A 25,673-nucleotide genomic window follows, 5' to 3' on the forward strand; every position below is an offset into this window, starting at 1 on the left:
AGGAGCGATAGCGTTCGCCTTTGAAATCGTGAAAATACCATTAAACAAATTCAAATTCACGATTGAGAGAGCGACCGGAAGTGCTTTTTTCTCTGTAGTGACCCTACTTTTTGGACTCGCTCTACAATCTTCCCGTTAACTGATGCACGTAAGTCATCATCACACCAAGGAAGGCAGCAAGTCCGATGTAGGCAATGCCGTATTTCCAGCGTGTTGCATTTGATACTTCGTAGTAGCGATCATTCATATGTGCACTTAGCACCATCGTAATCACAACTCGAACGACAGAATCACCGTCTTCATCACGCATACGACTGAATTTCGTCGCATAGACCTGATGCACAACAGCTGACAATTGCAGCTCCACTTTTTCCTTAAATCCGATGCCTTCCCACTCAAACTCTACAACTTGTGTGCCTTCTTTTTCACCTTTTAAAATCGTGTAGGTTGTATAATCCAGCTCTTTGCGGTGCGCTTCACCAGGAATAAAGTAGCCACTGGAGTGGAAGTAATCTTCTGGAATGTAGAACGCAGCGGTTCCTTCGTGCTGCTTATCTTGTAGATCTTGCTTGAAGCGAAGCTCTTTGTACTTCTTGTATAGATCCCATGCGGCAAACAGCCATAGAATGCCGAACAAAACACTCTGCAAATAAATAATAATAGGAATTGCAGCAACAAGTCCGATTGGCCATAACCATCTCGTAACAGCAACCGCAATTTTACCACCATCAAGCATTTGAAGCGGCAATAAGTTAATAAGATTTAAGAAAAATCCGATATACGCGATGGAGTAGAATCCCGGTTCACCAGTCCATACCCCAAGTCCCAGTGTGATGAGCGCACCAATCGTGCCGACAAGTGGCCCACCGAAAGCAATATAAGCTTCTGTCTGCGCATCTTTCGGATTGCGTTTCATACGCACCATCGCACCAATGAACGGGATGAAGAACATGCCCGATACCGGCATCCCCTTACGTTTAGCTGCAATAACATGACCGATCTCATGAATTAATAACATCGCAGCAAGTCCAATTGCAAAATAAAACGGGAACACTATGGCATAAGCCCCGATATATATACCCATGCTGAGTAATGCACTACCGAACTTTCCATATTTCAATAACGCGAGTACGACTTTACCTTTTGCTAGAATAAAGCCGCCGATCGCAACGAGGAAAAACAGTGGATTTCTGCCACTTTTCTTCTCTTGTTTCGATCCTAATTCAGGACCTCCAGGACTTCCATTCATCCCCATTCCACTCCCATACCTATAAAAGCTTCTATCACCTAGCTACACTTACGTATTCTGTCCCCATGCTGCTTCATAATCGGTTTCTTTAAAACCAACTGTCACCTTCGTACCGTCTGTTGCAATTGGACGCTTAATCAAGCGACCGTTAGATGCTAGAAGTGCTAGTTTCTCATCTTCTGACATCGCTGCGAGCTTATCTTTCAAGCCCATTTCTTTATACACTTCACCGGATGTGTTGAAAAACTTCTTAAGTTCATGCCCACTCTTCGCAATCAGATCCCGAAGCTCGTCCACTGTTGGTGGTTGTTCAAACACCGGTACAGTTATAAGCTCATGACCTTTCGCCTTTAAAGATTTCAACGCATTGCGGCACGTCCCGCATTTGCTGTATTCATATACTGTCAGTTTCATCTAAGATAGCTCCTTTACTTGTTCAATTGCTTTTGTCATGTCCTCTGGTAGAGGAGCATCGAACTGAATCCACTCTCTTGTTCTTGGATGGACAAAGCCTAGTCTTGCTGCGTGCAGCGCTTGGCGTTCGATGATCGTGCTATTTGGACAGATTGTATTTAATGATTCAGCTTGTCCACTGTCAGTAGACAATTCCTCTGGTCCGTACATCTTGTCTCCTAGGAGTGGATGCCCGATATATTTCATATGCACCCGAATTTGATGAGTACGACCTGTCTCAAGACGTAGTCGAACGAGCGTCATAATCGCATAACGCTGCTCGACTTTATAATGTGTGACCGCTCGGTAACCTGACTCAATCACGATTCGTATATGCGGTTCATCTGGATTACGATCAATTGGTGCGTCAATCGTACCTTCATCTTGCTCTACAACTCCATGAACAAGTGCTAGGTATTCCTTCTGCACAACATGCGCAATCATCTGCTCGGAGATTTGCTGATGCACGAACGCATTTTTCGCAATCGCAAGCACGCCTGATGTCTCTTGATCGAGCCTGTGAATCGGGCGAAAGCGCACGGTCTCCCCTTTTTCCCTCCAATAATGAACGACACCGTTCGCAATCGTATTCACATAATGACCCTGCGTCGGATGTACAATCATTCCGGCTTTCTTAGCTAGGATCAACAATTCATCATCTTCAAAAATAATGTCCAGAGGCATCTCCTGCGGCATGATGTCTTCCGACTCTTCCAGCTCCATCCGCACTTCGACCAAGTCGCCTGCTGCGACTTTCACCGAAATGTAGACGCGCTCACCATTTAACATAATACCCTTCTCAGTCAGCTTGACGCGTGAAAGGAGCTTGCGAGATACCCCTAGTCTTTTTTGTAAAATCGTCTTCAGCAAAAATCCCTCTTCTTCTGGCGGTACTGCATATTGCAGTGGTTTATAATAACTCATGGCTTAGAACGGAACACCTCAGCAGATCGAATATATTCCACATCTGGCTGTCCTTCACGGAAATTCGCTGTGCGCGCAACCGTAAAGAAGAAGTCAGATAGACGGTTTAAATAACGTAATACTTCATGATTAATTTCTTGCGAAGCAGCCAGTGTTACCACTCTGCGCTCTGCACGACGACACACCGTACGACATACATGTAGTGCCGATGAACCTGCACTTCCACCTGGAAGAATAAATCGCTTAATATCCGGAGTTTCTCCATCATATTTATCAATCCAAGGTTCAAGCGCATCGACCATCTCAGCAGTTACTTTAAACGGTCTTAGCTCGGTTTTGAGTAAGGCAAGGTCTGACCCGCAATCGAACAACTCGTGCTGAATTTGCAATAAATCCTCTAGTAAGTCTGCATATTTAGCCGGGTCGAGATTACCCATCGCAACGCCAACAAAACAATTCAATTCATCCACCGTACCGTATGCCTCAACGCGAATGTCGTCCTTGTTCACACGTCCACCAATGACACCTGTTATACCTTTATCCCCTGTGCGTGTATAAATCCTCATGCTAAATCTCCTCCGTTTCACATGATTGATTTAACCTCATCATCTCATAAATTCGAGTGAGGTCCAAATGTTTTCTAACATGATCAGCAAGTCGATCAAAGGCCGCTTCGCGTTTCTCTTGGTAGCGCAGCTCTGCTTGAAGTGGTTCCAAGCCCTTACGCATACGAATCGTATTGATCCAATTGCGTCTAAAATCATCATTATGCAGAATACCGTGAATATACGTCCCGAAAATGCGACCATCTTGGACAGAAGCACCGTCAAGGAATGTTGCTGCCACAGAAATCGGTTCGGATTCGCTCTGCACATCTGTCCGAATTACAAAGGGGCGATCTACGGGTTCTTCGAACTCCGTGCGTCCCATATGAATCTCGTAACCTGTTATAGGGGTTGTTGTTGGATGCTGTACGAACAATGAAGTTTCCCCAATCACTCGTACTGTACGCTTCTCTGCTGCAAAAATCGTGATTGCAGGTAGCAGCCCTAGTCCGTCCAGCTCCGTATGCTGCGACTCTACTTGATTCGGATCTAGCAATAGCTTCCCTAGCATCTGGTAACCACCGCATATACCAACGACATAGCCAGACTGCTCCTCTGCGAATTGCTTCATTCGCTCGGCAAGATCGGTTTCTTGCAAGAATAGCAAATCCTCCGATGTGTTCTTACTCCCTGGTAAAATAACTGCATCTGGATTTCCCCATTCATTCACATGCGAAATGTAGCGCACATGCAAATCTTTTTCCTCAAATAACGGGTCCATATCCGTGAAATTCGAGATTCGCGGGAAGCGGATGATGGCAATGTCGATCAGATTAGACGAGTTTTCGTCATTAGCGTTCGAAGCCAGCTCCTTGCGAACAAGTTGACGCTTGGAATCTAGCGATGCCGAATCCTCATCTTCAATACCTAGCAGTGGAAGATATGGAATAACACCAAGAACAGGCTTTCCAGTCTTCTCTTCAAGCCAATCGAGACCTGGCTGAAGCAAAGACACATCGCCGCGGAATTTATTAATAATAAAGCCACCAACTCTAGCGCGTTCTTCCGGTTCTAGAATCTCCATCGTTCCAACAATCGACGCGAATACCCCGCCACGATCAATGTCGGCTACGAGTACAACTGGGGCATCACCCCATTTTGCCGCATTCATGTTGACGATGTCGCGAGACTTCAAGTTAATCTCAGCAGGGCTTCCCGCACCTTCCATTACAACCACTTCATAATCAATGCGCAGTCGATTCAGCGCATCTTTGACGATCTTTTCCGCAATAGGCAGATAGGACTCGCGATATGCACGCGCTTCTAAGTCTGCATAAGGAACACCATGCACGACGACCTGCGAAGTCATGTCTCCCTTAGGTTTGAGCAGAATCGGATTCATATCCGTCGTTGCGGGTACGCGGCAAGCATCTGCCTGCACGCCTTGTGCTCTACCAATTTCCTTGCCATCAGGAGTGACATAGGAATTGTTGGACATGTTCTGCGACTTGAATGGTGCCGTGCGCCAGCCATCTTGGGTAAAGATACGGCATAACGCTGCCGTAATAATACTTTTGCCTACATCCGATGCGGTGCCGAGTACCATGAGGGTACGACCAACATCATGAACACTTTTACCGTCAGAATCGGAAGTAGCGGCAAACCCCTTTTTTTGTGAAGGAAAATCATGACTCATGAGTGATAGCCCTCCTTCAGCACTTGCGATAAGGCGGCAATCAAGCGCTCGTTATCCTCTCGCAATCGGATTGCAACTCGGCAATAACGTTTATCTAGCCCCGCGAATAGTGAGGCATCACGTACAAGAATACCACGCTGTCCGAGTTTACTCTGGGCGATTTTGATATCCACATCACCTGAAGCTGGGAAAGCAAACATAATAAAGTTCGTATCACTTGGGGTTACTTGAAGCCCTAGTTCAGTAAGAGCAGTAGTCAGCCACTGCCCTTCTTCAAGCAGCCATTGATGTGTACGCATTGTAAATGCTTGATCTTGCAAGACAGCCGTTCCAATCTCTTGTGCTAGAAAATTCACACTCCACGGAACTTTGTACTGCTTTATTGTATGAATCTGATCGGGATGCGCCACGAGAAAGCCAAGACGAATACCAGGTATCGAATAAAATTTCGTCATCGAGCGGATGACACAGACATTGCGATTCACCGCAGCTTGCCTTATACGACTTACGTCCATTTCGTTCGGAAGAAAATCAACAAACGCCTCATCTAAGATGAGCGGATGACCAGATGAAGTAATGGCATCAATGACTTCGCTTGGGATCAGGCGTCCCGTTGGGTTATTCGGATGACCGAGGAATATGGTGTCCGTCTGCTCAATTACTGCTTCCACATCTGCTTGCTGAAGGACAAAACCATCACGTTCACGCAGTGGAATGTCAATGATATCGCAACCTATTTTCTCAGCTGCTTCCTCATATTCACTAAACGATGGCCGCGCTAAACCAATTGTCTTCGGCTTTGTTACCCGAATGAGCAGATCAATCAATTCTGCCGCACCGTTACCAACTAGAATACTTGCCTCCGGAATGTCATAATGTCTGGCTATGGTTTGAACAAGGTCACGGCAAATCGGATCTGGATATCGAATCACATCGGCCCACTTCGTACGAACCACATCCTCTACACAAGCAGGAGGACCTAGCGGATTCATGTTTGCTGAGAAATCAAGAAATTGATCCTTCCCAAGTCCAAACGCTTCTGCCGCTGTACGTAAATCTCCACCATGTCCGTATCGTTCTAGCATGTATATGTCCTCCTGTCAGGAATAAATAATTCACTTCTCATGATTTAATAAAACAAAACAACTGCTACAAGCAATCCGACCATCTCTAGCAATTCAATTAACGCACCATATGTATCGCCTGTAAGACCGCCAAGCTTACGATTTAAATAGGCAGCGATGAGCCAACCTGCAGTAAGTATCGTGGCTGGGATGAGAATAAAGGTGTATGCATTGTTATCCACGAGTTGATTGCTCAATGTGAACCATAAAACTGCACTTATACTACAAGCAATTCCAACAGTCATCCATACATAAAGAATCGGAGTCCCTTGAAAATAACTCCCTAGTCCTGACTCCTTTCGTGCATAAGGCCAGCCTTTCATTGCAATCGCCATGAAACAACGACTCCAAATTAGACTTAGCGCTAGTGCCGCACAAGTCATCCTCCATCCTAGTGGAAGGATTGTTGCAAGAAGCGCTGCTTTCATCATTAGATGCAGCACACAGACTATAACGCCCATTGCCCCTACTCGGCTGTCTTTCATTATCTCCAGCATTAGCTCACGCGGTCTATGGCTTAGAATACCATCAGCTGTGTCCATTAATCCATCTAGATGCAAGCCGCCAGTCAGTGTCACCCAAATAACGAGAATGATGATGACAACAGGCAAGATTGGCAGTATATCTACGATTAAGGAACTGAATAACGTCAAGATGAGAGAGAGTATGACTCCTACCAGTGGATAAAAGGGAACACTTCGACGGAAGACGTCGTTGTTATACGGTATGTTAATTGGCATTGGGAGTCTAGATAGAAATTGAATAGCAGCAATGAGTCCATGCAGCCAATTTTTTAGAGAAGTGCCCATAGGATGCACAGACCTCCAATCGTTAGAAATGTTGCGCCGTACATCATTCGTACAGCAGACTGTATATCAGATAAATTTAGTTCTCGCAGCGGCCAGCCCATTCGTGCTCGCTCCTGGGGAAAACCGCCGTATATGTTCAGTCCACCCAACTCAATTCCGAGCGCACCTGCTACGGCAGACTCCGGGATACCGCTATTCGGACTTGGATGCTTGCTCGCAAACTTAAAGATTGCAAGTAGTGAGCGTTTCGCAGATTGCTTCGGGATGATGAGTGCAGTGAGAGCAAGTAACAACCCTGTAAGTCTTGCTGGAATCCAGTTCATCACATCGTCCCAGCGTGCGGATGCTCGTCCGAAGTAGATGTATTTCGCGTTGCGGTAGCCGACCATCGAATCCAACGTGTTGGAAGCTCGATACAGCATTGCAAGTGGCGCACCGCCAATGAGTGCATAGATGATCGGAGAAAATACCGCATCCACCGTATTTTCTGCGACCGTCTCCACAACAGCGCGTGATAGTTCGCTTTCAGGAAGTTCCTCTGTGTCTCGTCCCACGATGTAGCCTGTGTATTTACGCGCATCGGCAAGGTTGCCTTCTTGCAGCGGGTGCATGACGAGGTAGGCTGCGTCTTTGAGCCCTTTAATTGCGATGGTTGTCGAGATGAACCAGACGCTTACGATGTAGCCAAGCCATAGATGTATCGTATCTGCAATAAACCAGACCCCATACATGAGGCTTGTTACGAGCAGCAGTGTTAGTCCTGTTAAAATAAATCCCCGCAGCAGCAGTGCTCGGGGTGTTAAGGTATGCTGCTCGGGCATGAGTTTATGCTCCAGCCATTTGATTAAGCGTCCCATCCAGATGACGGGATGGGTTGGCCATTTCGGATCGCCGACTGTAAGGTCGACGATGATTGCGGCGATGACGATGCCGATGATTTCTTGCCATGTATAGAAAAGCATGTTTAATGCTCCTTGTTCTTGAGTGGTAACTGCGTAATTTTCTTGTATTTATTAATTGCGTAAATTCCTTGTGGGAGCGCCTGCGGGTGGACATTATCCTTACGTCGCTATGCTTCCGTGTTCCTTGGATTAGGTTTGATATGACGGTAGGAACACTACGGCATTAAGGCGAACGCTTCGCTCTTCAGGACAATGTCCTCCCTTCGGCTGTTGACTGGAAGATCATTGCCTCTCTTTAGCCCCTCCATAGGAGGTAATGCTTTAAGTATCTTCGTCTTCTCGTAGAAGACCTTGTTATCTCAGAGATGTTATTATAACTTCCATGTCGGACGCCTACGGGTGGACATTATCCTTACGTCGCTATGCTTCCGTGTTCTTGGATTAGGTTTGATATGACGGTAGGAACACTACAGCATCAAGGCGAGCGCTATCGCTCTACAGGACAATGTCCTCCCTTCGACTCTTAGCTGGAAGATCACTGCCCTACTTTAGCTTTCTCATAGGAAGTAATACTCTAATTAACTAATATACTCGCAGAAGAATTCGCTAACTCATTTTATGTAACTTTTCTATTAGAACACCCGCAGTCCAAAACTCAAACCGAATATTTATGTAACCTCTATTTGTTGGGAGTGAAGTTGTCCAAATCGAATGCAATGCTTTTAAGTTCAACTGGGATGCCTGCGGTTACGAGGAACACATGTGAGCAGGCAGCAGCGAGCTGCTGGTTCAGTCTGCCGGCTAGGTCGCGGAACAGCCGACCCAGCGGGGACGGCGGTACGACCCCGTCCCCAACCTCGTTCGTGACGAGGACGAGCGGATACGGGTACGCTGCAACAGCCGCTACCAGATCCGCAATCGCCGCCGTCACGGCAGGCACTACCTCCGGTGAGCCTTCGGCATACCGGAGCAGTTCATTGGACAGCCACAGGGTGAGGCAGTCCACGAGTACAACGACCGCCTCCCTAGGGGCGGTCACAGCAATGCTAGCCGCCGTAGCATCGGCGGCTGTGGAAACCCGCGGCGCGGCAGGCACAGCTGCCTCCGCGCCCAGCCCTACGCCGCCGTGCTCGGCAAGGCGGCGCAGCAATGCTGCCAGCGCGTAGGGCTCTTCCCGTGTCGTCCACGGGAAGGAGCCTTCTTCGCGCTGCGATTGATGCGAGGAGACGCGTTCGCGCATCTCCTCATCGTAGATCTGGGCTGTCGCAATGTACAGCCCCGAATCCCCAAGCTTTGCCGCGAGCTTCTCGGCAAAGCTGCTCTTGCCGCTTCGCGCGCCTCCAGTTACTATTATCGCCACAGTTCTGCCTCCCCCTTGCCTTTACTTCCTATCCCTTTGTAACCCCCGCGCTCTCAAACGTCGCCATCTCTGCCATGATCTTACCCGCTGCATCAATAAGCGAGAACGCGAGCACCGCACCCGTACCTTCACCTAATCGCATGTCCATGTGCAGCATCGGTGTAAGCCCTACCGCACCTAGCATGCGTGCATGACCTTGCTCCATCGATTGATGAGATCCGATCATGTAGCCAACGGAGGCAGGTGCAAGCTTACTTGCAACAAGTGCTGCCGCTGAGGAAATAAACCCATCAATTACGACTGGACATTTACGGCTTGCCGCCCCAAGGACTACTCCGACTAAACCTGCAATCTCTAGACCGCCAACTTTAGCAAGCACATCGATTGGATCGCTTGCATTCGGCTCGTTCACGGCAATCGCACGCTTCACGACTTCGATCTTATGCATCAAGCGCTCATCATTAATGCCAGTTCCTCTACCAACCGTATCTTCAGGCGAAATCTCGCCAAGCACACACAATAGAGCTGCACTTGCTGTTGTGTTTCCAATTCCCATCTCACCTGTTGCAAACAAGGAATAATCTTGATCTGCAAGCTCATGGACAAGCTGTACACCGACCATGACTGCTTGCTCAGCTTCTTCACGAGTCATCGCTGCGCCAACCGCCATATTCGCCGTTCCCATGCGTACTTTACGTGAAATAAGGTCAGGATGCGATAGTTCCGCATTCACACCAATATCTACACACGCTACATCTGCGCCAACGTGACGCGCAAGTACATTGACCGCTGCTCCACCACTCAAGAAGTTCATAACCATCTGTGGAGTGACCTCTTGCGGGAACGCACTAATACCTTCTGCACATACACCATGATCGCCAGCCATTACAATTACTGTCTTTTTATGAAAAACAGGCTTCACTTCGCCTGTAATACCTGCTACTTGACGCGCAATGCTCTCAAGCTTGCCTAGACTTCCCGGAGGCTTCGTTAAGCTGTCCAGATGCTGCTGCGCTGCTTCCATTATGCTTTCATCGATTGGATTGATGTTTGTAAGTACGTCTTGTAAGTTCTTCATCCAAATCCCACCTATCTTTTCATATATAATAATGACGATTCATCCAATAAAAAATTACTATTCACTCATACCCGGCTGCAGTAATATTTGCGGCAATCCATTACTCGGATGTGGCAAAATAACCGGAACCGTCCCATATACCTGTTGGACAAGCTTCTGCGTTAGCACTTCCTGCGGCGAACCATCAGCAATGATCACACCATCATGCAGCACAAGCAATCTTGTACAATATTGAGCCGCAAGATTTAGATCATGTAGGACGGCTACAACCGTCATCTGACACTCTTCCTGCCACTTGCGTATGTAATCCATCATTTGCAGTTGATACCCAATATCTAAGAATGTCGTCGGTTCATCAAGTAGTAGAATCGATGGCTCTTGCGCCATCACTTTACCCAGTGCAACACGCTGACGCTGACCGCCGCTTAGATCATCGACAGATCGCTCACTTAGCTCACGCAATTGCAATTTATCGATAATGTTCTCTACCAATTGTACTCCACCGACTGCTTCCTCACCAAGCCAATTTTGAAAAGGATACCTACCCATCTCGATAATTTCTCGAACGGTAAAACCAATCGGCGGCAGCGCATCCTGCGACAGCACCGCTAAAAATTTCGCGAGTACCTTGCGAGGATAACCTGCAATCTTCTTCCCGCGAATCTGAATATCTCCCGCTCCAGTCGTATCAACGCCTGAGATCAGACGTAGAAGCGTCGTCTTGCCGCTTCCATTTGTTCCAATGATACCGACGAACTCGCCTTGATGAATCTGAAAGCTTACATCTTGTAGAACGGTCTGTTCTCCAAAACTTCTGCTCACATGCTCGACCTTAATCATGTTATCTTCCATGGTAACCTCCTTACAGCGCACGCTTGCGCTTTTTCAATAAGTAGGCGAAGAATGGCGCTCCGAGAAATGCTGTTACAACTCCAAGCGGAATTTCCGTTGGACTCAGCACTGTACGCGCGAGTGTATCCGCAAGCAGAACATAGATCCCGCCGCCTAGCGCGGACAATGGAATAATCAATCGATAATCCGGTCCCACGATTAGTCGTACCAGATGAGGAACGATCAAGCCAACAAATCCAATGACCCCTGCCACCGATACCGCCGCAGCCGTCAGTAATGTCCCAACTGCAAGTACGATGAACTTCGTTCGTTCCACACGAACTCCTAGATAAGCCGCCTGCCGCTCACCAAGTGCGAACAAGTTCAGTGACCTTGCATACCCCATTAGAATCAAGAAACCGATGAGGAAGTAAGGTGCAATAACAAACGTATATATCCAACCTCGCATGGCGAGTGATCCCATTAACCAGAACAAGATTTCATTCACCACTTGCTTGGACATTGCGACCAAGAAGGAGACGAATGCCCCCAAGAATGCCTGCATCACAACACCGGATAAGATCAATGTTTCTTTCTTAAGCTTGCCATCGACTTGTGCCAATTGAAGTACGAGCAGTAACGATAACAGTCCTGTAATGAACGCAACAACAGGGATTGTCCACTGCCCCAAGAACGCAAATTGCAGACCAAAATAAATGAGCACAGCAGCACCAACCGATGCCCCTGAAGACACACCTAATGTATACGGATCAGCGAGTGGATTGCGCAGAACCCCTTGAAAAGCCGCACCCGCTACAGACAGCGCAGCACCAACAAAGATACCTAGAATCACCCTAGGCAGTCGGACATTCATCATGATCTGCTCCGAGGATACATCCCAATCCACAACCATTCCATCACCGATGTAAGGCAGCTTGCTCACAAATATTCGAATGATTTCAATAGGGGACACGTACGTCGTACCGATCATAACCGATACTAGAATGGAAAGAAGGAGGAGCAGTCCCCCTGCGCCTCCCCATAGCCATAGTTTTCGTTTCATTTATTATTTTACCAAATCTGGATAAATGGCTTTTGCAATCTCAAGCAATGCATCCGTCAAGCGTGGACCTGGACGAGAGATCAGATCGTTATCGACTCCGAACATTTGCTTTTTCGCAACTGCATCCATTTGGCTCCAGCCTTTACGCTCACTAATGATAGCTTCTAATGTCTTCTTCGTTTGATCATCAATTAAGCCTTTTGCAAACAAGATCACATTCGGGTTATTCTTGATGATTAACTCTTCATCAACTTTGCTCCAACCCTTCACGCCTGCTTCAGAAGCAACGTTGACTGCACCAGCAATTTGAATCAGTTCATCCAAGAATTCGCCGCCACCTACTGTCCAGCCTGGGGAGAATTCCAGATATACTTTCTTCTTCGCTTCAGGTTTTACTGATTTAACTGCATCTGCTACTTTTTGACGGTCTTGCTTCATCTTGTTTACGACTTTCTCAGCTTGCTCTTGTTTATCTGTAATTTTACCATATAGCAAGATGTTGTTCATCACATCATCAAGTGTTTTGGGTTCAACTTTGAACATTTTGACACCGACATTACGTAATTCTTCAACTGTCGCCGCTTTCATGGAGATACCTGTGAATACGACATCAGCTTTTGCACCAATAACCGCTTCTACGTTCGGTTTCATAATGCTACCCATCTTCGGCTTGGACTTCGCTTCTGCAGGGTATGTATCATAATCGGATACCCCTACGATCTTGTCGCCAAGACCAATTGCATACAATGCTTCTGTTTCAGCAGGTGAAACGGATACGATACGCTCAGGTGCTTTCTCGAATGTAACATCTTTACCTGTTGCATCTTTAACCGTTAACGGATAAGTTGTTTTCTTCGCTGGAGCTTGTGTAGCTGGTGCAGTCGCTGCTGGAGTTGGACTTGGGCTTGCTGCTTTATCTCCACATCCGGACACCGCAATTACAGCTGCTAAAGCAAGCATTCCTAAAGACATTTTTTTCCACAAATTTTTGACCATTTCAATTCTCTCCCTTTGTTTCTGTTTGAAGGAGAAGCCTGAATGTTGATACCCTTTCTACACGAAAACCCCTCTGCTTCACATACGAAACAGAGGGGACGATAAATACGGATTTGGACAAGATTCATTCATCATGCTTTTCCGTTTTTAGCGCGATCCTCTCCTCGAAGGATTTCGTTAGCCGAGTCAATAGGCAGGTTTCCTGACTCCCTAGTTTACAATGCGCTTCTCTTCGCCTTCCCTTCTTTTGTTGATAAAAAGAAAGTGACATTATGAAGATCAGCTCCCAGGTTACAGTGGCGGGACCGCGCCGGATTCGAACCGGCTTCCCTTTTAACCTTGATTCAAAGCAAAGACTGCTTCGCTCCAAGGCACCTATTGGCTAAGGTATTTCATTATTACAAACATTCCGTTCAAGCTTGCCTCTACTTCAAGAATTATATGCTAGCACCCAAGTGATTTACAACACTATTGTTTAAAAATGATCCGCAGGGCGCACCGCATCACCTTATTGCTTCAAGCTTAATTCATACAATAGCACTGCCGCTTCAGCACGTGTCATCATGCCAGTTGGGTTTAACTTGTTGTCATGACCTTTGATTAATCCTTCATGAATGAGTAATCCAGAAGCATCAATTGCATAAGGTGATACTTGCCAACTGTCTTCAAAACGCTTCGTTTCGCTTCCAAATGAATCTTTTCCAGCAATCCCGACAGCTTGCAGCGCTCGTGCTACCATAACCATCATATCTTGTCTAGATATGGATGCCTTCGGATTAAACAGCTGATCCCCAGTTCCTTGAATAATGCCCATATGCTTCGCAAGTGCGATCATATCAGCATGTGTATCACCTGACTTCACATCTGCGAAAGCATCGGTCTTCACGCCATCAGCTTGCAAACCAAGTGTCTTTACGAGTAGCGCGATGAAATCTGCACGCGTTATGGACTGCTGAGGTGCGAACTCACTTTGCGACATGCCTTGGATAATGCCTTTAGCAGCGAGCACTTCAATCGATTTCCTCGCCCACTCTGTTTGCAGAAGATCATTGAATAATCTTGGTGTGTAAGCTAATCCGTAAGTGCCGAAGTTGGACGTTCGGAACCCCATTTCATTTGAACGTGGATCATACTTACTAGAAGGAAGAGTCGATACGATCTGAGTACCTGAACCATCTACTCCTTGTTGTACAACCAAGAACTCGTGATTGTCCCATTCGTCCGTTGTAGGTTTATAAGTAACATACACTTTCATCTGAGCACCACGAAGTTTAGACATCACTTGTTCTCCTGCAAGTGCATCAAGTGTTACCACTGGCTTGCCATTTACCACTTGCACTCCTATTCGAATCTCACTCTTCAATTGTGTATCTGCTTGAAGCGCTTTCCAAGGAACGATGATGCGAGCTTGTGGTGTTCGAACTTCCACCATCAGCTTATCACTATTTGGAATTGCCCCTGTGAAGGATGGAAGTTGCAAGTCATAACGCTGCGCACCCTTCACTTCAGCAAGTGTAATCACGATTTGACTCGACTGTTCAGATGTTTTCGCAGCTTGCTGCAAAAGTTCTTTCCACTTAGCTGCAGTTACCTGCGCAACTGCATGATCCCCTTGTAACTGAGGTGTAACCACTAATTTTGCTGATACATTATTATTGCTCGGTTGTGGTGTACTTAGAGTAGGTGTTTCTGTAACCGGGTTACTTGGTTCTCCTGGATCAGTGGGATTAGTTGGATCAACCGGGTCCGTCGTGCCGTTATCATTACCTTTCAATGATGGAACTGCAACAATCGTCTCTCCTGCTTGCACTTCTACATCCGTGAAACTGATCGTAACCCCATTAACCACTTTCGTGGACGCAGCAATCGCTTTTCCATTTAACCAAATATAAGGGAAACTGCCTGCGAATTGTGCTTCCCAATGGATCGATTCTGCACCTTCGTGATTCGTTAAAGTTGTCTTCTTCGCTCCCTCATGTTTCACATACAAGTCATGTTCACCAACGTTAATGTGATCGAGTGATAACCAGCCAATTGCTTGCGGAAGTCGAGATAACGTCGCTACCTTCTGCTCTGGCGCATTAGGCGTAATTCCCATTAACCCCTCCACCGTATGACTAATTAACGTATAAGATAGCTCAGGGTAATCGCCATTCGTGCCTTGACTGCTTAACTCATGTGGCACATGAAGTCGATCCAGAATATAATTCATCCACTTCCATGCGGTTTCATTTTTTCCATATGGGAAGAAAGTATCTGGCAAGTAGGAGTATGCTTCAATATTCACAGGAGCTTGACCTGGTGTTTCGCTCATTTTATCAATTAAATCAAGGAACTTATTCGTGCGCTCTCCCGCTTCGGTAATGAGCTTCATCGGCATAAACCAGCTGGCTTCCTTACCAAATTCGCTGTACGACTTACCATTTGCTTCATAACCACGCATGTAGCCTTCTGCGATCCCTTTAACGCCCCAGTCTTCATTGAAGTAACGCTTCAGCTCAACTGACTTATCTGCAAAAAGCTGATAAGTCTCCTGATCGCCTCTTGCCTTAGCCATCTCTGCATAAGCAAGGAAGGCTTGATACTGCGAAGCAATCCCATCACCTCCTTCTACAACCGCTTCACCATCACGCTCATTGTAAGACGCCGCACCTTCGAAGATGCCTTGCCCTGTTCCCTCGGCAATACCGTTCGCGAGTTGTTTATCATGAAGTTCAACAAATTCGGTAACTGCCTTCGTGTAGTAGTTCCACAGCGTCTCATCGTTAATGTACGCTTTGTCACCTGTCCATAAATACATCTTATAAGCTTTTTCTACAAGTTCGAATACGGCTGGTACTTCTCTTACGAATGAATTCTCATCGTCATAGTCCAGCTTAAATGTCGATCCGTCAAAGTTAAGCGCCCATACCGGGTACCATTTGTGCAATGCACTTGAAGTTCCTGCGAATGCTGTGAGCATCGATTTGTTCTCTTGATCAAGTCCTAGTAAATGTGCCCCTGCCATCTGGTGCACCATATCCCTTGAATAGAACGCATAACGATGCGCATATCCTGCCCAGTAAGATGGGATGTAATCTTTAATCTCAGGATTGTTGCCCAGATACTCATCCCGATTAATAAGCCCTTGCTTACCCGTTCGCACATATGACTTCGCCTTCGGAATCGCCCAATTGAACGCATCCTTTAGCTTTGTATTCGAAGTATCGATTGTAAGTTGCTTATCAAGCACAACACATTCAACCGTCCACTCCTCTGCAATGCCATTTGAACCTGTAACGATATAAGTCAATGGCGATGTGAAGTTCTGTACACTGCCTGATTGCGGCACTACTGTACTACCTTCAGATACCGTTATTTCCGGGGCAATAGCCTTAAGATCTGTTCCATATGGCATTTGAATAATAACTTTACGCTGCAGAGCATCAATATTCGCAATACCCACCTGCTTTGCAGTTGTTACAGCTAGAATCTGATGCATATCTGGCAGAGAACCATTCCCCATGGATTCTGCATACAATCCCACATTGTCAATCTCCAGCCATTTGCCATTCTTCGGAATACCTGTGAAATACACTTCAACTTGCATCCCTTTTTGCAGCAAAATTTGACCGACACTGTTTACAAATGGTTCATTACCAGCTGGCACTTCACTTCGCGCAATTTCGCTTCCACCTGGATAACGAATGCCGAAGATCCCCCCAGCATCGTCAGAACGATTAAATTGCACTTCATACTTGTAATATCCTGTGCTTGGAATCGTAATTTGCTGGGATAAGAATGTGACAGGACCAGGATCAAGCTTCGCGATTTTCTCCGTCCCCTTTTTATAAATAAAGGCTCCGTCATAAGACCAGCCATGCTTCTCATCATCAAAGCTTCCATTCACAACTAAGTTACCAGCAATCGGACCAACAGCTTCGCTTGTGTACACCTCGCCTGCTTGACCGAAAATATCAACTGGTATAACTGCAAACTTGATGTACTTACCCGCATAATCAGCCGTAAGCTTCAATTGTTTGCCGTGTTCACTTGGCATTATGGTGTAAGCACCATCAGCTGAATCTGCTACCATCCAATTATACGTAGTCAAACCTTCTCGATGATTCTCCGCATCTTGATACTTATAATGTCCTGTTAGACTCTGCCCTGTCCACAGTAGCCCTGTTGCAGCAACATCCGTTGCAGTGGAAGGGGAGTTATCAAAGTGTACAAAGTCAAATTCGAGCTTCACTTGAGCAACCTTAAGCGTATTCTCACCGGACGAAATGAACACTTCCACCTCGCTACCTGCTTGAAGTACGACTTCCTCCAAACTACGTTGTTCATTAACACTAGTTGTAATATCCAATTGTTCAATGACTGTCCCTGTAGCATCCCTTACACCAAAACTTCCTCCATCACCTTCTGTTTGAAGAAGTAGCGATAGACGATATTTCCCTGTAAGTGGGACTGAGATTTTTTGTGAAATCGATTGATTAGGGTTAATTTGAGCTGCTTTTATCGGTTTAGAATCCACTTCAATTGTTGCCATCGATACCCCTTCTGTCGTCTGCCAGTTAGAGAGTTCACTCTTAAATTCGCCGTTTACAATAAGGTTAGCCACGGCGGCATCATCTCGGATCAATTCGACATCCTCAATATGAGACCAAGAATCCCCATAGCCATAGTACACTTGAACCTGATCACCTTCAGTTAGTAAGATACCCGGCACTTCCTCACGCTTGCCTACCATCGTATTCTTCATCGGTATGATAATACTTGCAAGTGCTGTGCCATCTGGTTTACGAATCCCGAATTGAGTATCATTCCCCTTACCCCTCGCATTAGCAGATAGCTTATACATACCGGTAGTCGGAATTGTTACTTCTTGATAAATCGCTTTATTAGGTTGTGTCCACCCAAATCTAGTACCCGTTATCGCTTCACTAGCTGATGTCCACCCATTAATTGAGTCGTTCATATTCCAATAGCGTGCATCACGCCCATCTTTCCCTTCTAACTCTTCAAAGCTTGGGTTCTTAAGTATATTCTGTGAATTGGCTTGTGCCAGCGAAATCGGACCAATTACACCGAATACATTCGTGAATATGAATGTTACGATGAATAATATCGTAAGGAGCCTTTTCCTCATCAGAATCTATCCTCTCTGCTAATGCTTGATTAATTACCCCTTAATCGCACCTTGCGCCATCCCTTGGATGAAATATCGCTGTAGGAATAAATAAACAACTGTAATCGGAATTGCACTTAATAAAGAACCTGCTGCCACCCAACCAATATTGCTGTTATATTTACCGAAGAAAGCCGACAAGGCGACGGTAATCGTATGCGTTTCTGGCTTTTGCAGGAAAAAGACAGACAAAGAATAATCGTTCCAAATATAGACACCTGTCAGAATAATAACAGTCGCTGTGATCGGCGTTAATAAGGGCAGCAAGATACGATAGAACAGCGTAATTCGACCTGCTCCATCCATCATCGCTGCTTCATCCAGCTCTCTTGGAATCGAGTCGATAAATCCGGTATATAAGAAGATTGTGATTGGCAAGTAGAAGGTCACATGGAGCATCATAATCCCCCACACATGATTCACCCCCCCGAAATCAACCATCACTTTATAAAGCGGTACGAGAATCGTAAGTGGCGGAATAATTAAGCATGAGATAAACAGCGTGTAGATAAACTTGTTCCATTTACTCCGGTTTCTTGAGAGTGGGTATGCCGCAATCGAACCCAGAACGATAATCAGCACTTGAGCAAGGACCGTAATGAGAATGTTATTCATAAATGTTCGTCCCAAATTTGCTTCTGTCCATGCATTCATAAAGTTATCGAGATACAGATAGCCCGGCCACTGCCACTTTGAGCTTAGGTCATCTCCTGCCTTGAATGACGAGGTACATAAAATATAGAACGGTAAGATATGAATCAAGCTAACCACAATTGCGACAATATTAATGACAATCTTCTTTATTCTCATGATGTAACCTCCCGACGTCGTAGCATAATGAGCGCTGCAATGCTAATGATTGAGATAATCACGAACATCAAGTTGCCGATTGCAGCTGCATAGCCCGCATCCTGTCTACCGAAGTAGAGCTGATACATCAGCGTTGATAAGGAAGCAGAAGAGTATCCAGGACCGCTATTCGTCATCGCTGTAACAACATCGAACAATTTCAATCCACCAATTAAGTTCAAGACGATGTTGATTGTAAAAGATGGGGCTAGAAGCGGCCACGTAATATGAGCAAATCTCGACCAAGCCCCTGCTCCGTCGATCTTCGCAGCGTCATAATACTCTTTGGAGATCGTCTGAAGTCCAGCTAAGTAAATGACCATCGCAACTCCGACATATTGATAGGTGTTTACGAATGTAATAATCCAGACATTGATATTGGGATTGCCTAATAGATTAATAGGCTCTGATCCAAATAACTGAATAACATCATTAATTGCCCCGCCATTATATTGGAAAAAGAAATACCAAATGTACCCCATAATGAGTGGGGATATAATAACCGGTAAATAAATGATCGTACGGGTGAGTCCTTTAAGACGAAAACTCATATTTAAGAACAGAGCGTAAATAAGCCCGATAATATTCTGAAATAATGTACTGCCTATTCCGTAAATAAACGTATTGCGCGTCACAGTGCCCATATCAGGATCTGTGAATAAACGCTTGTAATTGCTAATGCCGATCCATTTGAAGTTTTGCGAATATCCGTCCCAATTCGTGAATGAAATCTGGATGCCTTTCACAAATGGATACAGAATAAATACGGCAAAGAGGATCAAAGCAGGCACATACATGATGTTGATCATGCCCAGCGAGTTCTTCCACCGCGTGATGATACTGCGCTCTTCTCTTACTTTTAACGAATCAGACAAGCTTGTTCTCGGATTCATCAGCTATCCCCTTTTCTTTCAAGTAAAGAAGGGAGAAAGAATCTCCCTCCCTTGCATGCTTTATTTGCGCAGTCGCTCTACTTCTTGTTTCATCTTGTCAGAGAATTGAGCTGGCGATACGCCCCCACTTAACATTGAAGTCGCTGTCTTACACATGACATCCCACATCCCATTAGGCAAATACACACGATCGAAGTAAGGGAACACACGAATTGATGCATATTTATTGTAATACTCAGAGAATTCATGGTTAGACTCGATACCTTTCAGTCCGGCAGGCAGCTTCGTCGTATTCGCAATCTTACTCATATTCTCTTTGCGAGCGAAGAAAGCAACGACTTTCTTAGAAGCCTCTAACTGCTTACTATCCTTAAATACCCCCATCGTATAACGCTCACCACCGGAGAAGTTAGGCTCGTCGCCTTGTACCATCGAAGGAACTGGCATAAAGCCAATTTTCGTATCTGCTTTCACTTTGTGAACTTCATCGGCAATGGATGGACCTTGCAGAGCAAATGCTACTTTTCCTTGTGCGAACAATTGTGGTAAGTCGCTATATTTCGCAGTAATAACGTCCTTGTTCATGTAACCTTTCTTGAACATATCCAAGAACTTCTGCGATAGTCCATCCCACTTTCTCCAGTCAAAAGTTCCATCTAGCAAGCTCTTCGCATCGTTGTCCTTCGGACTGATGTAAGCAGAAGTTGCAAAGTAATCGAAGTATTGACCAATTAACCAATCATCCACACCAGAGAAGTAGAATGGCGTTACTTCACCCTTACTATCTAGCTTCAATTTCTCTGCTGCTGCCATCAATTCGTCGAATGTTTTTGGTGGCTCAATGTTGTATTTCTTGAGCACATCGACGTTATAAGTAAGACCATCCTTCGCTTCTGCAAGTACGAGCGCATACACTTTGCCATTCTTATCTGTTACAACATCTTTAATCGTGTCTGTCATCTCTTTCGCCCATGGCTCTGCTTGCAGATCTGCTAAGTAGTTGCCATAGCGAATTTGCGCCCAACCGTGCGTATCGAATATATCTGGCAAGTCGTTCGCTGCCATCTTCACCTTCAATAAATTCTCATAGCCTGAGCCAGGGAATTGAAGATCAACCTCAATATCTGCGTTATCCTTGGAGAAATCAGTTGCAATCTGACGATATACGTCTTGGATCGATTTGAGCGTTACGCTGCTATATACCGTTACTTTCTTCTTGTTACCTGAATCTCCCGATTTAGCTGTCGGAGTTGGAACTGTCGTAGCTTCCGACTTTGTTGTGCTTGCGGTTTCAGAACGCTGTGAACAACCAACTAATGTAAATGAGAGCAATAATGACATGGAGATGAGACTTACACCTATCTTTTTCAAAAACATGCACCCCTTTTTATTTACTGAATTTTCAATTAATAAAATAGACAAATCCCTCTATCCGAGCCTGATAATACTTAGCTCTACACCTCCCCATCTCATTAAGGGTAGTTTGGCTCTTACAGCCGTTCATTGATTTGTGTGCGCTTACAAAAAAGTTGAATATTCTAATTACAGTTATACTTTACTAAACGAAACCCTAAATTTCAATATAAATTTACTAAATATTTAGATATAATTACGTAAATTAATAGTATAAATTACTAAATAAAATAAAGAAACTGCCCCCAGCTGGAGACAGTTACTTATTCGTTCTTCGTTCAAGATTAATCCACTAATTTTTGGTGTTCTTTCTCTCGAGTTGCATCACGAGACTCTGAACTCTCACTCTTTTCTTCCTTTTCTTCGGATTCCGTTTCCTCATCTGACGATGCCCGAGAATCCTTTTGATCTTCTCCACTCGTATCTGCGTGTTCCTCCGAATGCCCTTCTTCCTTCACTACCTCATGAGAACCTTTATGTGCATGTTCACTGCTTTCTCTGCGAGAACCACTTTCCTCATGGGTGTCCCCTTCTTCATGATCATCTGCATGGGAATGTGCATGTGCTTCTTCATGAGCATCTGCATGAGAACGAGCTTTTGCTTCTTCATGGGAGTCAGACAAGGAATGTCCGGATGCAACATCATGACCTTCATTATGTGCATTTTCATGGGATTCCCCATGTGTGTGCGCACTGGATTCACTATGTGCTCCTGCATTCGAATGACGATTGGATTCGCTGTGTGATTCTCCATGACCGGATTTCTTAATCTTTTCGGTGATTCTCTCGGTTACTCGCTCTTCCGTAATTTTCTCTCGAATGATCTCTTTAAAATTCGTAATATAGTGCTCATGCTCATGCTCAGCAGTGGAAGTATGCTCCCTACTGCTCACTTTTTCTTGATTAGCCCCATTCTCACTATGGCTATTGTTTACTTGTCCTCGATCATCGAGTTTTTCATGTTGACGCTCATACTCATCTTGATGGGCTTCATTGCTAGATGCTTCGTGACCGTTCTTACTTCCGCCCTCCATATGACGATTATGCTCCGCTTCAGATCCTCGATTGTTGGATTCATCATACTCGGCGTTTGCGTTTTTTTGCTCATGATTATTATGCTCAGCTTGATTGCCTTGTTTGTTAAATTCCTTATGACCTTCTTTATTCTCATGCTCTTGATCTTTGTGACTAGCATGTTCCTGCTCGCTCTTTGCAGAGGTTTGTTGATGCTCTTTCTCACTCTCACGATGCTGCTCAGACTCACGACTGCTTTGTTTATTTGACTCTCCCGCTTTTTCTTCTTCTAATTTTTCTTTTCTTACGGTGTCATGCTTATCACCCTTACCATTTTTAACCAGGTCCGAATGTTGATCTCGATCCTTCATTTTTCCTCCGCTTTTATCCAATGAATAAGCCTCCACTCTCATGATATTGATCTGTACACGACTAACTGCTCAAAGAACAGACATATTGTAACCAACATCATTCGGATAATATTCGACTATCAAAAGTAAAAAAACGCCAAAAAGGGCTGTAACAGCCTGCCCATCGGCAACCTATTGCAGCCCCCAAACTTTATTCCACAATGTCTTTAGAGTCACTTACCAAAATCTATTTTATCGCCGCTGCTATCGCGCACGATTAGTTCAGTTGGAATGCTTACATGCATCGGATAATCGCGACCATTTATGCGATCTACCAATAATTTCACCGCTGTCATTCCCATCTCTTCCGTCAACACGCGAACGGTCGTAAGCGGCGGGGTCACATAGGATGCAAGTGGAATATCATCAAAGCTTGCAATGGCAATATCTTGCGGAACTCTTAGACCTAACTCATGAATTGCTTTAAGTGCTGCTATCGCCATCGTATCGCTTCCAATCAGAAACGCTGTCGGGCGTAGTTTCAACTCGAGTGCTTTCTTCATCAGTTGATACCCTTGCTCCGTTCTCCATTCATCCACAAATACATAATCAGGATCATAAAGGCCATGTTCACGCATAATCGTCTCGAATTCTTTTTCCCGAGCATCCACCGTATGTATACGTCCTTCTGGCATAAAGACATAGCTAATTCCACCAATATAGCCAATGCGCTGATGCCCGAGGCTTAACAAGTGATTAAGCGCCTGCCTTGTTGCTTTACCCAGATCAAACACAACAGAATCGTGAGCATCATCTAACGCGTAATCAATAGAAACGATATGATCGGTCTGCGTCATCTGCTGCACAAGATTGATATGAACCTTCCCGATAACAATAATTCCATCCAAATCAAGTCTTGGAATATTCGATTCTAATTCATCTAAGAAGATCACACGGCTTACGTCAATACCTTGTTTCGCGCATTCTTTAACAACACCTTGACGAATGAAAATGAAATAAGGATCTGAGGATTCTAATTGTTCCGACCCCCAGATGACTAGCCCGATCCGATGAGTGCTTGCATCATCACTCACTTTAAGTGCACGTGATTTCGTTTTCTTATATTGAAGTTGTTCAGCCGCATCGAATATACGCCGTCTCGTCTCTTCCGCTACCTGCAAAGTTCGATCACCATTCAATACACGTGATACTGTAGCGCTCGAAACTTCTGCTTTCTTCGCAACATCCTTAATGGTTACCATCCGTTTGCACATTTCCCCAATCCACAACACCTATTTACTAAATATTGTACAAGTTTATGAAAGCTGTCGCAACCTAATAAAAGGCAAATGGCATGTTCCTTGCAAATGAAAAACCCGCCCCCTACTCGGAACGGATTTCCTTATTCATGTATTCGATTATTTTTAAATCCAATTGCATGCTTGTCTCAATCACTTCACTAGAAGTCATCTCATGGCCTTCTTGAACGAGTTTCTCAAGTTTCCGACGCAACGCATGGATCTGCTCTTCTAACTCTTGTTGGGTGGCTGTGTGAATGATTTTTTTGAACAACCAACGTTTCTTTGCATCTGAATCGCGAACGAAGTTGTAACCTGTCGACTGAGAAAGTTGATATTCTAAAAATGCCATCTACGTCCCCTCCAACCTTTCTTTATCTATCAATTTCTTACAAATTATTTAGTCTATATTACCATTTATTAGTGGGTTTGAAAACTACTAATATTCTATATTTCACAATTTTGTAAGAAACTTACCGACTCGTTCGATCGCCTCATTTAGTTGACTAACGGACGTCGCATAGGAACAACGAATAAAGCCTTCGCCACCTTTACCGAACACATCACCAGGTACCGCAGCGACTTTACCTTCAAGCAATAGACGAGAAGCAAATTCATTAGATGTAAGACCTGTTGAAGCAATGGATGGGAACGCGTAGAACGCCCCTTGCGGCTCATGACAAGTAAGTCCGAGTTCACGGAAACCATTCACAACTAGACGGCGACGTTGATTATAAGATTCAACCATCTTATCCTTCTCATCCATCCCGTTGCGAAGCGCTTCTAGCGCCGCCACTTGCCCCATGATTGGTGCACACATTACCGTGTATTGGTGGATTTTGAGCATCGCTGCAATCAGGTCAGGGTGACCACAAGCATAGCCCATTCTCCAACCTGTCATCGCAAACGCCTTCGAGAACCCAGATACGAGAATCGTACGATCCTTCATTCCTGGCATCTCTGCAAACGAAACGTGCTTCTGTCCATAGGTGAGCTCCGCATAAATTTCATCGGAAATCACAATCAGATCGTTCTCTTCTACAATTTTCGCAATCGGCGCCCAATCCTCACGCGTCATAATACCGCCTGTTGGGTTACTCGGGTAACATAGGATAAGAACCTTTGAACGAGGTGTAATCGCCGCTTTAAGCGCCTCTGGAGTCAGTTTAAAGTTGTCCTTAGCGAATGTTTCAATACCTACCGGAACTGCACCACTAATCGTTGTAATCGGAGAATAAGAGATATAGCACGGCTCTGGTACTAGAATTTCATCCCCAGGCTCAATTAACGCGCGCAGGGCAAGGTCAATGGCTTCCGAACCACCAACTGTCACTAGAACCTCACTAGATGGCTCATAGTACACATGAAACTGACGATGCAAGTAAGCCGCAATTTCCTCTCTTAACTCCAGTAAGCCTGCATTCGGCGTATAGTACGTCATCCCCTTCTCAAGTGCATACACACAAGATTCACGTACATGCCAAGGCGTCACAAAGTCAGGTTCACCCACACCTAGCGAGATAATATCTTTGGAGCCTGCTGCTAAATCAAAAAATTTACGGATTCCTGAAGGTGGAATATCACGAACTAGTGGTGATAAGTAGTCCGTCATTGGCTTCGTACGAGATACAGTTTGATCCATTGTCAAAACCC

The 25,673-nt window shown here is 45.2% G+C and carries 21 protein-coding genes and 1 riboswitch; all 21 genes read right to left on the reverse strand.

Translation table 11 applies throughout. The annotated features are described in order from the left end of the window. Positions 1 to 121 precede the first annotated feature (121 nt). The gene (locus NV379_RS19740; protein WP_258209053.1) at positions 122 to 1,249 is read right to left on the reverse strand and encodes a site-2 protease family protein; all 1,128 of its coding nucleotides are present in this window, start codon (positions 1,247 to 1,249) and stop codon (positions 122 to 124) included. Positions 1,250 to 1,297: 48 nt separating this feature from the next. Then, positions 1,298 to 1,663, reverse strand: a complete 366-nt coding sequence (locus tag NV379_RS19745) for an arsenate reductase family protein (RefSeq protein ID WP_258209054.1) — start codon at positions 1,661 to 1,663, stop codon at positions 1,298 to 1,300. Beyond that, positions 1,664 to 2,626 carry an RluA family pseudouridine synthase gene (locus NV379_RS19750; protein WP_258209055.1) on the reverse strand — a complete coding sequence of 321 codons (963 nt, stop codon included), beginning with the start codon at positions 2,624 to 2,626 and terminating at the stop codon, positions 1,664 to 1,666. Then, positions 2,623 to 3,192: a cob(I)yrinic acid a,c-diamide adenosyltransferase gene (locus NV379_RS19755; protein ID WP_258209056.1), complete on the reverse strand. Its 570-nt coding sequence runs from the start codon at positions 3,190 to 3,192 to the stop codon at positions 2,623 to 2,625. The genes NV379_RS19750 and NV379_RS19755 overlap by 4 nt, the downstream gene beginning before the upstream one ends. 1 nt (position 3,193) lies before the next feature. Next, positions 3,194 to 4,867 carry a cobyric acid synthase gene (locus tag NV379_RS19760; protein ID WP_258209057.1) on the reverse strand — a complete coding sequence of 558 codons (1,674 nt, stop codon included), beginning with the start codon at positions 4,865 to 4,867 and terminating at the stop codon, positions 3,194 to 3,196. Next, positions 4,864 to 5,952 (reverse strand): threonine-phosphate decarboxylase CobD, encoded by a 1,089-nt coding sequence (gene cobD / locus NV379_RS19765; protein ID WP_258209058.1) that lies wholly within the window; start codon positions 5,950 to 5,952, stop codon positions 4,864 to 4,866. The genes NV379_RS19760 and cobD overlap by 4 nt, the downstream gene beginning before the upstream one ends. A gap of 44 nt (positions 5,953 to 5,996) precedes the next feature. Further along, entirely contained in the window at positions 5,997 to 6,800 is an 804-nt protein-coding gene (gene cobS / locus NV379_RS19770) for an adenosylcobinamide-GDP ribazoletransferase (RefSeq protein WP_258209059.1), read from the reverse strand. Next, positions 6,785 to 7,762 (reverse strand): adenosylcobinamide-phosphate synthase CbiB, encoded by a 978-nt coding sequence (cbiB, locus tag NV379_RS19775; RefSeq protein WP_258209060.1) that lies wholly within the window; start codon positions 7,760 to 7,762, stop codon positions 6,785 to 6,787. Before cbiB ends, cobS begins: the two co-directional genes overlap by 16 nt. 619 nt (positions 7,763 to 8,381) lie before the next feature. Then, positions 8,382 to 9,062: a bifunctional adenosylcobinamide kinase/adenosylcobinamide-phosphate guanylyltransferase gene (locus tag NV379_RS19780; protein ID WP_258209061.1), complete on the reverse strand. Its 681-nt coding sequence runs from the start codon at positions 9,060 to 9,062 to the stop codon at positions 8,382 to 8,384. A gap of 28 nt (positions 9,063 to 9,090) precedes the next feature. After that, the gene (cobT, locus tag NV379_RS19785) at positions 9,091 to 10,140 is read right to left on the reverse strand and encodes a nicotinate-nucleotide--dimethylbenzimidazole phosphoribosyltransferase (protein WP_258209062.1); all 1,050 of its coding nucleotides are present in this window, start codon (positions 10,138 to 10,140) and stop codon (positions 9,091 to 9,093) included. A gap of 57 nt (positions 10,141 to 10,197) precedes the next feature. Next, positions 10,198 to 10,992 carry an ABC transporter ATP-binding protein gene (locus NV379_RS19790; protein ID WP_258209063.1) on the reverse strand — a complete coding sequence of 265 codons (795 nt, stop codon included), beginning with the start codon at positions 10,990 to 10,992 and terminating at the stop codon, positions 10,198 to 10,200. A 10-nt stretch (positions 10,993 to 11,002) separates the two neighbouring features. Then, positions 11,003 to 12,034: a FecCD family ABC transporter permease gene (locus NV379_RS19795; protein ID WP_258209064.1), complete on the reverse strand. Its 1,032-nt coding sequence runs from the start codon at positions 12,032 to 12,034 to the stop codon at positions 11,003 to 11,005. A 3-nt stretch (positions 12,035 to 12,037) separates the two neighbouring features. Continuing rightward, positions 12,038 to 13,030 (reverse strand): ABC transporter substrate-binding protein, encoded by a 993-nt coding sequence (locus NV379_RS19800; RefSeq protein WP_258209065.1) that lies wholly within the window; start codon positions 13,028 to 13,030, stop codon positions 12,038 to 12,040. Between the two features lie 175 nt (positions 13,031 to 13,205). Next, positions 13,206 to 13,424: riboswitch (cobalamin riboswitch) on the reverse strand. 114 nt (positions 13,425 to 13,538) lie between these two features. Beyond that, on the reverse strand, positions 13,539 to 18,164 hold the full coding sequence (locus tag NV379_RS19805; protein WP_258209066.1) for an S-layer homology domain-containing protein: 4,626 nt from the start codon (positions 18,162 to 18,164) through the stop codon (positions 13,539 to 13,541). Between the two features lie 33 nt (positions 18,165 to 18,197). Then, complete coding sequence (locus NV379_RS19810) at positions 18,198 to 19,013, reverse strand: carbohydrate ABC transporter permease (protein ID WP_258209067.1); 816 nt, start codon at positions 19,011 to 19,013, stop codon at positions 18,198 to 18,200. Beyond that, positions 19,010 to 19,861: a carbohydrate ABC transporter permease gene (locus tag NV379_RS19815; protein WP_258209133.1), complete on the reverse strand. Its 852-nt coding sequence runs from the start codon at positions 19,859 to 19,861 to the stop codon at positions 19,010 to 19,012. Before NV379_RS19815 ends, NV379_RS19810 begins: the two co-directional genes overlap by 4 nt. Before the next feature lie 144 nt (positions 19,862 to 20,005). After that, positions 20,006 to 21,322 carry an ABC transporter substrate-binding protein gene (locus tag NV379_RS19820; RefSeq protein ID WP_373426134.1) on the reverse strand — a complete coding sequence of 439 codons (1,317 nt, stop codon included), beginning with the start codon at positions 21,320 to 21,322 and terminating at the stop codon, positions 20,006 to 20,008. A 320-nt stretch (positions 21,323 to 21,642) separates the two neighbouring features. Further along, on the reverse strand, positions 21,643 to 22,764 hold the full coding sequence (locus tag NV379_RS19825) for a putative sodium/potassium/calcium exchanger (RefSeq protein WP_258209069.1): 1,122 nt from the start codon (positions 22,762 to 22,764) through the stop codon (positions 21,643 to 21,645). Positions 22,765 to 22,955: 191 nt separating this feature from the next. After that, complete coding sequence (locus NV379_RS19830; RefSeq protein ID WP_258209070.1) at positions 22,956 to 23,984, reverse strand: LacI family DNA-binding transcriptional regulator; 1,029 nt, start codon at positions 23,982 to 23,984, stop codon at positions 22,956 to 22,958. A 121-nt stretch (positions 23,985 to 24,105) separates the two neighbouring features. Next, a complete protein-coding gene (locus NV379_RS19835) occupies positions 24,106 to 24,372 on the reverse strand; it encodes an aspartyl-phosphate phosphatase Spo0E family protein (RefSeq protein ID WP_258209071.1) in 267 nt (88 codons plus the stop codon). Between the two features lie 102 nt (positions 24,373 to 24,474). Continuing rightward, positions 24,475 to 25,662 (reverse strand): aminotransferase class I/II-fold pyridoxal phosphate-dependent enzyme, encoded by a 1,188-nt coding sequence (locus tag NV379_RS19840; RefSeq protein WP_308860312.1) that lies wholly within the window; start codon positions 25,660 to 25,662, stop codon positions 24,475 to 24,477. Positions 25,663 to 25,673: the final 11 nt, after the last annotated feature.

It is taken from the genome of Paenibacillus radicibacter (assembly GCF_024721995.1).
Taxonomy (GTDB): Bacteria; Bacillota; Bacilli; order Paenibacillales; family NBRC-103111; genus Paenibacillus_AM; species Paenibacillus_AM radicibacter.